The 14,518-nt window shown below is 45.4% G+C and carries 16 protein-coding genes; 12 read left to right on the forward strand and 4 right to left on the reverse strand.

The features are described 5' to 3' along the window. Positions 1 to 15: 15 nt before the first annotated feature. From AC50YO_RS10480 to AC50YO_RS10520, 9 genes are all read left to right on the forward strand, one after another. Positions 16 to 675, forward strand: a complete 660-nt coding sequence (locus AC50YO_RS10480) for a nucleoside recognition domain-containing protein (protein ID WP_494846773.1) — start codon at positions 16 to 18, stop codon at positions 673 to 675. Beyond that, positions 668 to 1,201 carry a spore maturation protein gene (locus AC50YO_RS10485; protein WP_494846774.1) on the forward strand — a complete coding sequence of 178 codons (534 nt, stop codon included), beginning with the start codon at positions 668 to 670 and terminating at the stop codon, positions 1,199 to 1,201. Before AC50YO_RS10480 ends, AC50YO_RS10485 begins: the two co-directional genes overlap by 8 nt. Positions 1,202 to 1,256: 55 nt before the next feature. Continuing rightward, a complete protein-coding gene (locus AC50YO_RS10490) occupies positions 1,257 to 2,000 on the forward strand; it encodes a pseudouridine synthase (RefSeq protein ID WP_494846975.1) in 744 nt (247 codons plus the stop codon). Positions 2,001 to 2,091: 91 nt separating this feature from the next. Beyond that, on the forward strand, positions 2,092 to 2,619 hold the full coding sequence (locus tag AC50YO_RS10495) for a redoxin domain-containing protein (protein WP_494846775.1): 528 nt from the start codon (positions 2,092 to 2,094) through the stop codon (positions 2,617 to 2,619). Positions 2,620 to 2,630: 11 nt separating this feature from the next. Beyond that, positions 2,631 to 4,295, forward strand: a complete 1,665-nt coding sequence (resB, locus tag AC50YO_RS10500) for a cytochrome c biogenesis protein ResB (protein ID WP_494846776.1) — start codon at positions 2,631 to 2,633, stop codon at positions 4,293 to 4,295. Continuing rightward, complete coding sequence (ccsA, locus tag AC50YO_RS10505; RefSeq protein ID WP_494846777.1) at positions 4,292 to 5,551, forward strand: cytochrome c biogenesis protein CcsA; 1,260 nt, start codon at positions 4,292 to 4,294, stop codon at positions 5,549 to 5,551. The genes resB and ccsA overlap by 4 nt, the downstream gene beginning before the upstream one ends. A gap of 36 nt (positions 5,552 to 5,587) precedes the next feature. Continuing rightward, complete coding sequence (locus tag AC50YO_RS10510; RefSeq protein WP_494846778.1) at positions 5,588 to 6,304, forward strand: response regulator transcription factor; 717 nt, start codon at positions 5,588 to 5,590, stop codon at positions 6,302 to 6,304. Beyond that, a complete protein-coding gene (locus AC50YO_RS10515; protein WP_494846779.1) occupies positions 6,304 to 7,773 on the forward strand; it encodes a HAMP domain-containing sensor histidine kinase in 1,470 nt (489 codons plus the stop codon). Before AC50YO_RS10510 ends, AC50YO_RS10515 begins: the two co-directional genes overlap by 1 nt. A gap of 186 nt (positions 7,774 to 7,959) precedes the next feature. After that, the gene (locus tag AC50YO_RS10520) at positions 7,960 to 8,535 is read left to right on the forward strand and encodes a hypothetical protein (RefSeq protein WP_494846780.1); all 576 of its coding nucleotides are present in this window, start codon (positions 7,960 to 7,962) and stop codon (positions 8,533 to 8,535) included. Positions 8,536 to 8,566: 31 nt separating this feature from the next. Here the strand turns inward: AC50YO_RS10520 and AC50YO_RS10525 are convergent, their stop codons facing one another. Further along, positions 8,567 to 9,376: an imm11 family protein gene (locus tag AC50YO_RS10525; protein WP_494846781.1), complete on the reverse strand. Its 810-nt coding sequence runs from the start codon at positions 9,374 to 9,376 to the stop codon at positions 8,567 to 8,569. 162 nt (positions 9,377 to 9,538) lie between these two features. After that, positions 9,539 to 11,131 (reverse strand): phosphoglycerate dehydrogenase, encoded by a 1,593-nt coding sequence (serA, locus tag AC50YO_RS10530; protein ID WP_494846782.1) that lies wholly within the window; start codon positions 11,129 to 11,131, stop codon positions 9,539 to 9,541. Between the two features lie 347 nt (positions 11,132 to 11,478). On the opposite strand from serA, the gene AC50YO_RS10535 reads away from it, so the two are divergent. Beyond that, complete coding sequence (locus tag AC50YO_RS10535; protein WP_494846783.1) at positions 11,479 to 11,805, forward strand: rhodanese-like domain-containing protein; 327 nt, start codon at positions 11,479 to 11,481, stop codon at positions 11,803 to 11,805. On the opposite strand, the gene AC50YO_RS10540 is transcribed toward AC50YO_RS10535, so the two are convergent. Further along, positions 11,802 to 12,701, reverse strand: coding sequence for a hypothetical protein (locus AC50YO_RS10540; RefSeq protein WP_494846784.1), 900 nt, complete (start codon positions 12,699 to 12,701; stop codon positions 11,802 to 11,804). The genes AC50YO_RS10535 and AC50YO_RS10540 overlap by 4 nt on opposite strands. Before the next feature lie 103 nt (positions 12,702 to 12,804). Between AC50YO_RS10540 and AC50YO_RS10545 the strand changes: the two genes are divergently transcribed. Together AC50YO_RS10545 and AC50YO_RS10550 are read left to right on the forward strand one after the other, a co-directional pair. Beyond that, the gene (locus AC50YO_RS10545; RefSeq protein ID WP_494846785.1) at positions 12,805 to 13,410 is read left to right on the forward strand and encodes a CPBP family intramembrane glutamic endopeptidase; all 606 of its coding nucleotides are present in this window, start codon (positions 12,805 to 12,807) and stop codon (positions 13,408 to 13,410) included. Further along, the gene (locus tag AC50YO_RS10550; RefSeq protein ID WP_494846786.1) at positions 13,407 to 13,646 is read left to right on the forward strand and encodes a hypothetical protein; all 240 of its coding nucleotides are present in this window, start codon (positions 13,407 to 13,409) and stop codon (positions 13,644 to 13,646) included. The genes AC50YO_RS10545 and AC50YO_RS10550 overlap by 4 nt, the downstream gene beginning before the upstream one ends. On the opposite strand, the gene AC50YO_RS10555 is transcribed toward AC50YO_RS10550, so the two are convergent. Beyond that, positions 13,630 to 14,484, reverse strand: a complete 855-nt coding sequence (locus AC50YO_RS10555) for a polysaccharide deacetylase family protein (RefSeq protein WP_494846787.1) — start codon at positions 14,482 to 14,484, stop codon at positions 13,630 to 13,632. The two genes, AC50YO_RS10550 and AC50YO_RS10555, sit on opposite strands and share 17 nt — an antisense overlap. Positions 14,485 to 14,518 lie beyond the last annotated feature (34 nt).

Below are 14,518 nucleotides of genomic sequence, written 5' to 3' on the forward strand. Positions count from 1 at the left end.
GGAGGATGCCGACTTATGGTGAACTGGATATGGTTGTTTTTTATTGTCGTAAGTGTTATTGTTGCGGCCGCGAACGGAAGGATAGACGCCGTCACGCAAGCCGCATTCGAGGGCGCCAAGTCAGGAGTAACCATTAGCTTCGGCTTGATTAGCATAATGGTATTCTGGCTTGGCATTATGCGAATTGCCGATGATGCGGGGTTATTGAAAAAGCTCGCTCGTTTGCTCGGTCCAATCGTTAGACTGTTATTCCCGGATGTACCGAAGAATCATCCCGCTCTTGGTTACATAATGAGTAATTTGAGTGCGAATTTATTTGGTCTGGGCAATGCAGCAACTCCAATGGGAATTAAGGCGATGCAGGAGCTTCAGAAGCTCAATCCTGATCCGGTAACAGCTACACCAGCCATGTGTACTCTACTTGCCTTAAACACCTCTAGCATTACACTAATCCCAACTACACTGATTGCAATACGGATGAATTATGGCTCTGCGAATCCAACTGAAATCGTTGGTACGACCTTGATTGCAACGTTTGTAGCGACAGCTGCTGCAATCGCTGCGGACCGATGGTACAGAAGGAGACTTCCACCGCCTGTTCAGCCCATTGATTCTGGCTCGAAGCCTAAGCCGCTAGCGATTGCAAAAAGTGGAGGGGGCGAGTTCCATGCTTGATGCCTTCACTCGAATGTCTGCTTGGTTAATTCCAGCTATCATTGTGTTTATTCCGCTATATGCTGCATTTCGTAAAGTTCCTGTCTACGAAACCTTCGTCGAAGGGGCAAAGGATGGCTTTGGCACAGCCATCAACATTATTCCGCCGCTTGTAGGAATGATGGTCGCAATCAGTATGTTCCGAGCCTCTGGTGCGATGGATTTGATGCTGAATGCAGTACGGCCTTTATTTGATATGCTGAATATTCCAAGTGAGGTGCTGCCCCTCGGTATTTTACGTCCGCTGACAGGGGCAGGCTCGCTTGCTTTTACCGCTGACTTAATCCAAACCTTTGGTCCTGATTCGATGATCGGGCGAATGGCTTCAACAATTCAGGGCAGCACTGATACCACCTTTTATGTGATCACCGTTTATTTTGGAGCAATTGGCATTCGCCGCACCCGTTATGCATTAAAAGTGGGATTATTTTCGGATTTAGTCGGTTTTTTAGCTGCGATTTTCGTCTGCTTGTACATATTTGGATAACGAGCGCTTGTGCTTTGCCTTCCATATCGTTATGATGGAGTTTGAGGTGAAAGCATTGGAACGATTACAGAAAATATTAGCGCAAGCGGGTATTGCATCCCGTCGCAAATGCGAAGAAATGATTCTTGCTGGACAAGTTGAGGTCAATGGCGAGAAAGTAACGACACTTGGAGTAAAGGCTGACCCGGAAGCGGATGTCATTACCGTGAATGGAAGACCGATCCGCAGTGAGAAAAAGCTCTATTTAATGCTACACAAACCAAAAGGTGTCATCACAAGCGCGAAGGATCCACAAGGGCGCAAAGTGGTGGCTGATTTTTTGCCAGGCATTAAAGAACGAGTCTATCCGGTTGGAAGACTTGATTATGATACAGAAGGTCTTCTTCTGCTTACGAATGACGGTGAGTTTGCCAATCTGCTGACGCATCCAAGCCATCATGTACCGAAAACCTATTATGCTACAGTCAAGGGCGTGCCGCATGGCTCTTTGTTGGAGAAGCTGCAAAGGGGTATCCAGCTTGAGGATGGCATGACCGCTCCTGCAGATGTGGAATACCAGGATGTGGATACCGAGAACAAAGTCGCTACGATTCGAATTACCATTTATGAAGGACGAAATCGTCAGGTGCGCCGGATGTTCGAGGCAATCGGCCATACGGTTATTCGACTCAAACGGGTGAAATTCGGCGAGCTTGGCTTGATGCAGCTTGCAAGAGGCCAATTCCGCCATCTTACACCGGTAGAGGTCAAAGAGCTGCGTGAATCTGCGCGCAAGACACATAAAGTTCATAAAAAGTAAACGGCGGCAGCGGCTATTGCCGCCCGATTTTCGTTATAATGGTAAATAGAGTATGATTTTAATAAAGCAAGAAATGCAGGTGAACTAACGAATGGGCAAATACCGCAAGCCGGTGCAAATTGTTATTTTGCTGGTCGTTTTAATAATTGGCGGTTATGCCATCAGTACTTCTTTGTCTGCTTCGGACAACCTTCCTCCTAAGGTAGGAGGCTTGCCCCCAGACTTCGAGCTGCTCGATCTGAGCGGCAATACGCATAAGTTGGCTGATTACAAAGGAAAAGCAGTAGTGATTAATTTCTGGGGTACATTTTGTCCACCCTGTGTAAAAGAAATGCCTGAATTCGAGCGTCAATATGAGAAATGGAAAGACCAGGGACTTGAAATATTGGCTATTAATTTAAGTGAGGATACGTTGACTGTGAACAACTTCGTCCGACAATTCGACCTTACTTATCCTATTCTGCGGGATGTTAGCCGGAAGACGGAGCGTAAGTACGGACTGAAGTCATATCCAACTACTTTTTTCGTGAAGCCGGATGGCACAATCATGGAAATAAAAGTAGGCGGAATGACAGAAGCGGACATTGATGAACGGGTCAACCAGTTGCTTAAGTATTAGGAGGATTCTCTGTGTTGCCGGTACATAATACGAAATGCGAGTGCGGACATCAGAACCCGGTTGGAACGGTGCTATGCGAGAGCTGCGGCAAGCCTATCTTAGAGGACGCGGAATCTAACGAGCCGTTAGAGATGCGTTACGATGGAGCCGCGCGTCGATCGCAGAAAAGTAATCCAAACCCGATAGACCGGGTTTGGAATTTTTTCTCATCCGTCAAAATTGCGATCTACTTAATTGTGCTTACCTTCTTGTCTGCAATTCTAGGAACGATCTATCCGCAAGAAGGAACGTTCTTAAGCAGTATTGATCCTTCCGTTTATTACGAGGAGAACTATGGGCTTCCAGGCAAAATCTATTACCTTCTCGGGCTGTCTGATACATACGGCTCCTGGTGGTTTGTTACATTGCTCGTCATGATTGGGACTTCGCTCGTTATATGCAGCCTCGATCGTGTATTGCCTCTCTATAAGGCGCTGAGCAAACAGCAGATACGGAAGCATCTGCGATTCATTAATAGGCAAAAGGCTGTGTATAACGCAGAGATTGAAGGCTCGCCTGAGCAATGGGTAGAGCAGTTTGCTGCGCAGCTTAAGAAAAAGAATTATCGCGTACATACAGATGGAACAGCGATGCTCGCTGAGAAGAATCGGTTCAGCCGATGGGGCCCCTATATTAATCACATCGGGCTCATATTATTTCTGCTGGCGATTCTGGCCAGAAGCATACCAGGCTGGCAAATGGACAGTTACGTAACAGTGCCGGATGGTGAAACGGTTCATATTGAAGATACGAATTATTACATCAAGAATGAGAAATTCACTGTCGAGTATTACAAGGATGAGGAGCTGCCTGAGGAGCTGCAGGGCAAGTTCCGTGCGAAGCTCTATGAGACGAAAGCGGTTCTCTATACTTGTACAAGCCAATGCGGTGATGTGAATCAAACGCCAGTACTGGAAGAGGTCATGAGGCATGATATCACGGTTAACAGTCCTCTCAAGTATAACGGGCTGAAGCTGTACCAGTTCGACTATGACCTTACTCCGAAGCTCAAGGGGGTCAATCCTGTCATAGTGAATAAGGAGACAGGTGAAACCTTTGGTCCCTTCTACATGCCGATTATGAACGCTCCGCTTGAGTATGATGTCGGTCCGTATCATCTGAAGCTAAGGGCTAACTACATGGACTTTGCTCTTGACAGCAACGGTGAGCCAACGACATTAGGCCGTGATCCGAATGCTCCAGCTTTCGTATTTGTCATAACGGGCCCTGGGCTAGCTAAAAGCGGACAGCCTTATATGTACTTCCCTATGCAGAAGGACAAGGAGAAATTCGGTCAAGACCAGATTAATGCGGCAATCGCGGACAAGCTGGAGATCAAGGTGCAAGGAATGGAGAATGTGGAGCTTATCGAAGCATCTACGTTCTTGAACGTACGTATGGACAAGGCATTGTCTTACGTCTGGTATGGAGCGGCGATCTCGATGATTGGCTTGCTCATGGGCTCTTATTGGCAGCATCGCCGGATATGGCTGCGTATTGATGGCAAGCAGCTGACGCTTGGCGCACATACGAACAAGAACTGGTATGGCATGCGAGCGGATATTGCCCAAGCCTTGAAGAAGATTGGAATAGAAGTAGATCCAAAGTCGCTTGATAACGGAGGGAATAATGCGTGAGTTATATTGATCTAAGCAGTGATGCGTTTCTAGTGGCTTTTTTTCTATACTGCTTTGCATTCCTTTTTTATGTAATCGCTATGGTGGGGAAGAAATGGAAAGGCCGTGACCCCAAGAAGCATGAAGCCAAATGGAGCCGTATTGCTTTTATTACCTCTTCGCTTGGTCTTGCTGCGCACCTGACCTTCTTCTTTACGAGATGGTACGGAAGTGGACAAATTCCAACGAGCAACATGTACGAGTTCATGACATTCCTGGGAATGGCGATTATGATTGCCTTTACGGTCATATACGCGATCTATCGCAAGCCATTGCTCGGGATGTTCTCTTTGCCGCTGACGGTGCTAATTATCGCCTATGCGGCTGTATTCCCGCAAGAGGTGCAGCCATTGATTCCGGCACTGGACTCGATCTGGCTGAAGGTCCATGTAACAACTGCTGCACTCGGTGAAGCTTTCTTCGCAGTCGGCTTTGCAGCTGGACTTATGTACTTGCTTCGCACGATAGATTTTAAACAGAAGACTAAAGAAGCTAAAAAAGCACAATTCTGGGTTGAGTTTTCCTTATATACGATTCTTATTATTGTTGGTTTCATCGTAGCTGTATTCGCTTTCAGGGGGATGGGCTACGAGGCTCAATTCATACAGGAGAAGGCCGTAGTTGATAAAGCCGGGACAGTCCAAACGACGCAGGAGACGGTGGATTATACATTGCCGCCTATTGTGAAACCTTATAATAGTCAGGCTGTTCATGCGGACACGTTCCTTGGAATGAAAGAATCTGTGATGGAAGCTCCTTATTGGATGAACGGTGCCAATGCCGGCCGTAAGCTCAATACGGTTGTCTGGTCGATCATTACGGGTTCCCTGATTTATGGTTTGCTTCGCTTGGTATTCCGTAAGCCGCTGGGAGCCGTTATTCATCCGTTGATGGATGGGGTTGATCCAGAGGATCTGGATGAAATCAGCTATCGCGCGATTGCCATCGGATTCCCGATCTTTACGCTTGGGGCGCTCATCTTTGCCATGATATGGGCAGAGATTGCCTGGGGCAGGTTCTGGGGCTGGGATCCTAAGGAAGTATGGGCGCTTATTTCATGGTTATACTACAGTGCTTACTTGCATTTCCGGTTGTCTCGCGGATGGCAGGGAACGCGTTCTTCATGGCTCGCTGTTATTGGCTTTGTCGTTATTTTATTTACGCTCGTTGGTGTTAACTTGGTTATTGCCGGTTTGCATTCGTACGCAGGAGTTTAATCCAATACAACAATCGCTTGAAAGGAGCAATACCTCATGTCCGACTATGGTAACCGTATTCTGGTTGTTGATGATGAAGAACGTATTCGTCGTTTGCTCAAAATGTACTTGGAGAAGGAAGGCTATACGATTGATGAAGCAGAGGATGGCGAAAGCGCCCTTCGTTTGGCTACGGATACCGATTATGCGCTTATCCTGCTAGACGTGATGCTGCCTGGTATAGACGGCGTGGAGGTCTGCTCCCGCCTGAGACAAGTGAAAGCAACGCCGGTTATTATGCTTACAGCAAAGGGCGAGGAAATGAATCGTGTACAAGGGTTTGAAGTTGGTGCTGACGATTATGTCGTGAAGCCGTTCAGCCCTCGTGAAGTTATTTATAGAGTGAAGGCGATTCTGAGACGCTCCTCGGCTACTGCTTTTCTCACGAAGGAAGTCAATTCCAGCAATAATATCGTATTCCCGCATCTGGTTATTGAGCATGATGCCCATCGGGTATCAGCAGGCGGACAAGAGGTTAGCCTGACACCGAAGGAATATGAGCTTCTTCACTACTTGGCTGTATCGCCGGATAAAGTGTTCTCACGGGAGGAGCTTTTGAAGGACGTATGGAATTATGAGTTTTTCGGTGATCTTCGGACTGTCGATACTCATGTGAAACGACTGCGTGAGAAGCTGAATAAAGTGTCTCCAGATGCTGCTTCGATGATTACTACGGTATGGGGTGTCGGGTACAAGCTCGAAATTCCGAAATAATGAAGTTGGGGCAAAGATGGTTCAACAATCTATTGCATAGTGTCGTCGGCAAGCTATGGATAACCATTATATTGCTGGTGGCACTTGTCCTTTTGATTCTAGGCGTGTTCCTGCTCGAATATATTGATGTCGCTTTTGAGAATGAGCAGCATAAGATTAAAGGCGTCTTTATCGTCGTCGCTATTATCGGCTTCTTGCTGTCGACGTTCTTTGCCTTTTTCTTGTCCTCCAAAATTCAACAGCCGCTGCTTCAGTTGAAAAAAGCAGCCGATTCGATCTCAGAAGGAAATTACGGGACTAGAGTAACCATTAGTTCTACGGATGAGATTGGCGAGCTTGCCAATACGTTCAATCGGATGACGGAGCAGCTCGATACACTTATTCATGACTTGAATCATGAGAAGGAGCATTTATCCAGTATTCTGCGAAGCATGGGGGATGCGGTTATTACGTTCGATGCGGATGGAGAAGTTATTCTAACCAATCCGCCGGGCCATATGCTGATCAGCCGATGGGCGGGAATTGATAAGGAATGGCAAAAGGGAATTGAAGATGGAGACGAATCCAGTCTGTATAATGGTGTTCCTGGACCGCTAAGAAATACCTTCGAGACGGTTATGCTCGAAGGTCGTGACAGTACGGACAAAGTACAGGTTCAAAACGGAGTATGGTCCGTTGTCATGGCACCGCTGCAGACAGATGGAGTCATACGCGGAGCAGTAGCCGTTATTCGTAACGTGACGGAGGAGCATAAGCTGGAGAAGCTCCGTCGTGATTTTGTCGCTAACGTCTCCCATGAGGTAAGGACCCCACTATCCATGCTGCAGGGTTATAGCGAAGCGTTGCTGGATGATATCGTGGCTTCACCGGAAGAGCGCAAAGAGCTGGTTCAGGTCATCTACGATGAATCTCTGCGAATGGGAAGACTGGTTAATGATTTTCTTGATATGGCTCGGATGGAAGCCGGCCATGTTGAGCTTAATCTGCAAGAGGTCGACCTTCGTCAGGTTGTAATCAGAGTGCATCGCAAGTTCCAAGTGTATGCCAAGGAACGGGAAGTAAAGCTGAATGTCGAGCTATCTGACAGCTCCCTGCTTGTAAGTGAGGCTGACGAGGATCGCATTGAGCAAGTCCTGACGAATCTTTTGGATAATGCGCTAAGGCATACGCCATCCGGCAAGTCGATTCTGATTTCTGGAGAGCTGGCTGTCATTCATACAAAAGGGTACGTGCTTCTAAAAGTAATCGACGAAGGCATAGGTATTCCAAGCGAGGATGTGCCATATATCTTCGAGCGGTTCTACAAAGCCGATAAGGCTCGTAAGAGGGGCTCTTCCAGCGGCACGGGACTCGGTCTTGCTATCGTCAAGAATCTCATTACGCAGCATAACGGTCGAATCGAAGTCGATAGTATCGTAGGGAAAGGAACAACCTTCACGTTGTTGCTGCCTGTCGAAAATAATCAATAGTTGTCCGGAACGCCTCCTTAGGGGGCGTTTTTTTGTTGAATGCTCGGATTAAATCTTGTTGCTCGTGAAACATAAGGCTGTTCATTCTGTATAAATATGTTAATATTTAGTAAATGTATCTATTCAAAACGGGAATTAATAGCTCTTAAGTTAGGTCGATTTAATGGATAGGGAGGTATAATAATCGTGGATAAAAAAATAGGAGCGGCTATTGCAGGGGCAGCAATTGTTATTGGTGGTGTGATTACAATCATCTTCGTAATGAGTACAATCGAATCAAACAAAGTTCCTCCGAAAAAACCATTATCCGTTCAGGTTGATTTTGTGGATTATGTAGGCAGCCTTGATGAGATGAAAGAACAAGCGGCGATGATTGCTGTGGGGAAGGTGCTGGCCCAGACCAACCATTCCAAATTTACAGTCGCGTCAACACTTGAAGTGAAGACACTGTATAAAGGTAAAGATTTGGAGAAGATCGTTGTTTATCAACTAGGTCAAATAGACGAAGAAACAGTGATGGAGCCTGAACAATCCTATTTATTATTTATGGAGGAGCAGGAGGATGGAATAGAAAATATATTCTCTATTCTCGGGGGAGGTCAAGGGCTGTTCACGATAGAAAAAGGCGTCTTCACCGCGCAAACAGCCCAATCGGAGATTATGCAGCTAGAGATGGATCGTTACTATAAAAACAATGCGAAATACACTAAAAATAAGAAGCAGAAAAGTAAGTTTGAGCAATGGCTAGAAGCAAGCCGATAGTAGGTTCGTTCTAATCTTTGTTGAAGGTAAGCTATCTATCCGACTTTTCCACTTCATGCCACTTCAGCCCAAGGAGGATTGGCGGCACAATATCGGAATGGGACCAGCTATACTTGCAATCCAAGCTAAGTCGTGCCACTTGTAAAATACCGTTTTCATCACACTGCATCTTCCAATGCCCACTAGCAACGGCTTGTCCTTGTTCAACCTTACCCACCGCTTCAGACCAATTAAATTCAATGCCTTTGTTATGATCCATCTCTAATAAGAACTGCTCGTATCGGATTTGCTCTTCTTGTTCTACGTTATCTGTTCGTTCAGAATCCCAGGCCTCGATAAATTCAAAGCCTTTGAGCTTAGAAGCTAGAACCACATCCCGGAAATGATCGGAAACAAAAACTCTAAAAGGTAGCTCTGGAACTTTAAAAATGGTCTGCGAGGCTACTGCTTCTGAAATAAAATTCAGCTTTTTAAATGCATACACTAATCCCGATAAGGTTCTTTCTGGAATGGAACGTTTATAATTTACTCCATCAACCACATTTATTACATTCACTAGTTTTAGTTGGATGTCATTATTAATTACTTCTACATTCAATATTTGAACAGATTCCGTTAATAATTCTCCTATTACCTCTAAGCTCTTGTTATTAAAAACGAGAGACCCTCCTCCAAAATGGGGGAAATCTTTAAATTTACCTTTCTTTATAACCTGAAGCTGTACGGGCTCAGCTATTTTTACTGGTTTTCCAACAAAATCAGTAAAGAAGTTAATACTATAATCTGTTACCAAATCAAGATTCATACTATTTACGTTCGTTATTAGTCTCCAAACTTTCATAATATATATTCCACCTTCTTAGATAAATTACAGAAGATCAATTTCGCTTTACAGGATTATTCAATCGTATGAATTCATGAGATACCTTATAAGATACTAACTATAACTATAACTAGAAAAAGGCCTTTATCCAGCGCTGGATAAAGGCCTTTCCATCTTTATTTAGAACAAAGTAATTTCTTTGGCAGTGTTCAACTCAGGCATGCTTGTAAGCTGCTCAAGAATTTCCTTGGATGGGCTCTTATCAACACGCAGAACCATGATTGCAGACCCGCCAACGAGCTGGCGTCCTACTTGCATTGTAGCGATGTTGACATCATTATTGCCAAGCAAAGTACCTACGCGTCCGATAATACCTGGCTTATCGTTATGCGAGATAAGGATAAGGTTGCCTTCTGGCGTAACATCGACAGGGAAGTTGTCCACTTTAACTACGCGCTCGCCATAGCCAGTCAACATAGTACCTGCGATTGTGCGCTCTTCCATCTTCGTACGAAGGGAGACAGTAAGCAGGTTGGTGAAGTCCTTCGCTGTATGCGATTTGTTCACCACGATGTTAACGTCACGAACCTTCGCAAGATGCATCGAGTTAACGACATTCACTTGATCCGATCCAAGGTGATGGGATAGTACACCCTTCACAATGTAACGTGTAAGCGGCTGTGTATCAACCTCAGCAAGATCTCCTGAGTAGCTTACGATAATTTCTTGTACAGCGCCCTCAGTCATTTGAGCTGCGAAGCTGCCAAGTTTCTCTCCCAGTGTGTAATAAGGCTGCAGCTTGCTTTGTAGAGCTGCTGGGATTGGAGGCATGTTTACAGCATTGCTGAATGGCTCGCTGCGTAGAATGTGCAGCACTTGCTCAGATACGTCGATTGCAACATTTTCTTGTGCTTCAATTGTCGATGCACCAAGATGTGGAGTTACGATGATTTTCGGATGCTTCAGGAATGGATGATCATCCGCTGGAGGCTCAACTTCGAATACGTCGAATGCCGCGCCTGCAACAACACCATTATCAATTGCATCTACAAGTGCGATCTCATCAATAATGCCGCCGCGTGCACAGTTAACGATACGCATGCCTGGCTTCATGACTTCGAATTGCTTCTTGCCGATCATATGACGAGTTTCAGGAGTGAGTGGAGTATGTACCGTCATGAAGTCAGCATTACGGACAATTTCATCCACGCTAGCAAGCTTGATGCCAAGCTTCTCTGCACGATCTTCTGTCATGAACGGGTCGTAACCCATAATTTCCATGCCGAATGCTTTGGCACGCTTAGCAACCTCGCTGCCGATACGGCCCATGCCGAGAACACCTAATGTTTTGTTGCGAAGCTCGACGCCAAGGAACGATTTGCGATCCCATACGCCATTAACAGTTTTCATATAAGCTTGCGGAATATGGCGGGCTACTGCCATCATCATCGCAAAAGTATGCTCGCATGTCGTGATTGTATTGCCATCAGGAGCATTGATAACAATGATGCCTCGTTGCGTAGCCGCTTCAAGATCAATATTATCGACGCCCACGCCTGCGCGGCCAACAACTTTAAGCAGCTTGCCAGCTTCCATAATACGTGGAGTAACGCGAGTCTGGCTGCGTACAAGCAGCGCATCGTACTCACCAATAATGGCTACTAATTCATCTTCACTTAATCCAGGTTTTTTGTCGACAGCTACGTCTTGCGCGTCTACAAGCTGTTGAATGCCCAGATCGCTAATGGGATCGGATACTAACACTTTAAACATATGCAGTTTGCCTCCTAAAGTTTGTGTAAAGTCATAATAGCTTAAGCTTTCGCTAAAGGTATTGCGAAGCTGTCTTGTCCACAAAGAGACGAGGGGCAGCTTCGCATCCAGTTGCTAACGTAACAAATATAATGAATATCAATACAAAAAAACCCGCCTAGGCAACAATGTGTAATAGCCGGACGAGAAATTCATCCTTAGAAGATTGTCATCTTCTGCTGATAAGGATAACCTTTACTATTTTATAGCAATATGGAGGTGGATTGCAATGCTCAAACTTGATCAAATGTGAAATTTTCGTTATGATTCAACCATTGAGTTAATAACTTAGCAGGGGAGAGAGCAAATTGAGCAATTATCAGGAGATTAATGCAGAAACCTTGCTGCAATTAGTTGGTGAAGGTCAACTGGACCCTACACAAATAATTGATGTGCGCGAACTACAGGAATGGGACTACTATCATATGGAATCCTCCATTCATATACCGATGAATACGATTCCCCATCGTTTGGGGGAGCTAGATGATGACAAGCCGCTTTATATCGTATGTGCACATGGGGTGCGGAGCAGCGCGGTTTGCGGGTATTTACAAGAACAAGGCTACAGCAGCCTCTATAATGTTACTGGAGGAATGGCTGCTATAGCCTTGTTGCAGGGTTTCCAATACGATTAAAAGAATGGGAGCAGTGGAAGCAATTCTTTCTCGTAACGCTTGGATTTGTTATTGAGGAAGTCACCGCTTCTTACTGCTTCTGTATTGATAAGCAATTCTACGGCTGCATTCACCGTCCGTATTTTCATTTTGCTAGCTTGGCCTGAGAATATAAATTCATCGACCCGACTAGTCAAATCTTGCGGAAAGTAGCTGGTTAATTGTTGGCTTGATGTTAGATGATCAGCCATATGCTTGTTTTTGACGATAAGCGGCTGGCCCTTCCAATCATTTATGGAGATGTTTCCGGCTTTGAATTCATTCGGAATATCCGGATTCATTGTAGCGCCCCATTTTAACATAGCGTAGTAATAGGCTTGCTGTGCGCCAAGGGACTGCTTCACGGCTAGTTGGTAAGATTGTTCTTTCATTATCGTCTGTTGAAGCTCAACTGGCCCTAATGTTTTGGCACTTGCTGCGGCTTTGTCGGCTGCTTTCTCGAACAGCTCAAGACTTTTAATATATCCAACCTGACTATCACCGAGCAGTGGTGATTTCAAGAGATCAACAGATGAAGCTTCATCATGCTTCTTACGGGCCAGTGCTGACAAGTCCTTGAAGATCGAAGAGGTTTCTTTTGTTTTACCTTGGGCTAATCGGTTCATCGAATTCGTCCACTCATCCTGAAATTCACGGTAAGGCAAAAATACGGTATGATAGAAGGACACGAGATCTTGCTGTTGATAGGAAGGGCTATTAGATGCCTTACTGTCTTTTAATTGCTTCATTTCATATTTTGTTTCGGTTTGTGCTGAGCCAAGCTTGACCCCATAGAAGAAGGCGCCGACTGCGCACACTAACATGAATACAAATCCTAAACTGAAAAACATCGCGGAACGAGATAAACGTTTATCCATCACAAAACTCCTCTATGTAATAGTATGCTGTCGTTTGTGCCCTATCATTATAGGTGAAATGATTAAAAAAGGAAATATGAACCTTCAAGACAGGCGGGAAGCAATGAAAAAATTTGATATTCGAAATATACGTGTGCGAAAAGTGACTGTAAACGAGCTAGACGATCGCATGCTGCTAATCAATTTGTACATGACACAAGCACTTACTCTTATTATCGGTTTGATATGGGTATTATTTCAGCATCAAAATCCAATTAAATTGTTATCGATTCCAAAGGAGCTGGCATTTATATGGTGGGGGCTTGGGCTCGCAGCAGCGGTGGTCGTTGTGGATCTGCTTATTTCCCGGTGGGTGCCTGACGAGGTGGCTGATGATGGGGGCGTCAATGATCGCATATTCCGTCATCGACCGATTTGGCATATCGCGGTTATTTCATTCGTAGTAGCGGTTTGTGAGGAATTGTTGTTCCGTGGCGCCATTCAGCATGCTATAGGCCCGTATTGGACAAGCATTATTTTTGCAGTGATTCACATAAGATACTTAAGGCATTGGATACCAACAGGGCTTGTGTTTTCTATTAGTTATGGTTTAGGCTGGATTTATATCCAAACCGGCACATTATGGGCACCTATTATCGCCCATTTTGCAGTCGATCTGATAATGGGACTAATAATCCGTTTCAGGAGGGAGCAGGTCGAGCATTCATGAGCAGGGTACAAAAATTCGGAGATTCCAGAAGCAATAAACATCATCGTAAGGCGGCAGAGCCGTCCAACACCGCATCCGACAAGAGTGCAGAGGCGAAACTGCCGCCAAGAAGAAAAAAATATCCGTCCAGTTCACATAAGATTACCAAGTGGTATTATAATTTATTATTTATTTTGTTCGTTTGCCTTGTAGCGAGCCTGTTCTGGTATGGAAATAAGTTTACGGATTACCGCTAATGGTAGCGGGATCAATGAAGCCGTAACCCTTGGCTTCCAGTTGTTCCAACATGCCATCCAAGGCATCAGCTGTCCAGCTTAATTCATGCATAAGGATATTAGCTCCAGGATGGAGTTGGTCCATAACATTCTGTATCACTTCTTCTGGCTTGCCGGGCGCCTTTTGCTCCCAATCCAGAGATCCATTCGACCACGTCATGTACAGCATGCCGTGGTTTTTTACGATTTCCTTCACATTATCGTTGCCTGAACCATAAGGGGGCCTGAAAAATTTGGGAGCTTCGCCGATTAGAGCAGCAACGTCCGACTGGACCTTTCCAACCTGCTGCTTGATTTCCTCTGCCTTCTCCTGCTTCAGGTTAATATGATCCCAGGAATGATTGCCGATAATTTGACCGCGGTCATGAATTAGCTTTAGCAGGTCCGGGTTTTGCTTGACTCGATAGCCATTAACGAAAAATATTGCCTTTGCTTTATGCTTATCCAGCGTATCGAGCAGACTGGTCAAGACGGTCTTATCTTTGGGCCCGTCATCGAAGGTAAGCAGAACTACTTTTTTAGGCGTTCCTTCCTCAATGGGTACGAAACGATAAACCTCGTTCATCCGATACAGAGGAGTCGCTGCAACTTCCGGTTTCGCTGTCTCCAGATTTTCCTCTGGAGCTGGTGTAGCTGAAGGGGGACTTGGCGTCTGTTCTGGAGTTGACTGTGCAGTTGAGCTGCTTATTGTCTCTTGATTGGCTGGCCCCATTGTTTTATCGGCAGGCTTTGCGCTGCATGAAGCCAGCAAGGCTGTAATAGCGATCAAGATACTGATTGTTTTCCACTTTTGATTCATCGAATGACCTCCGCTTCTTGTTAGTGAATGGATG

The organism is Paenibacillus sp. J22P59, from assembly GCF_059383895.1.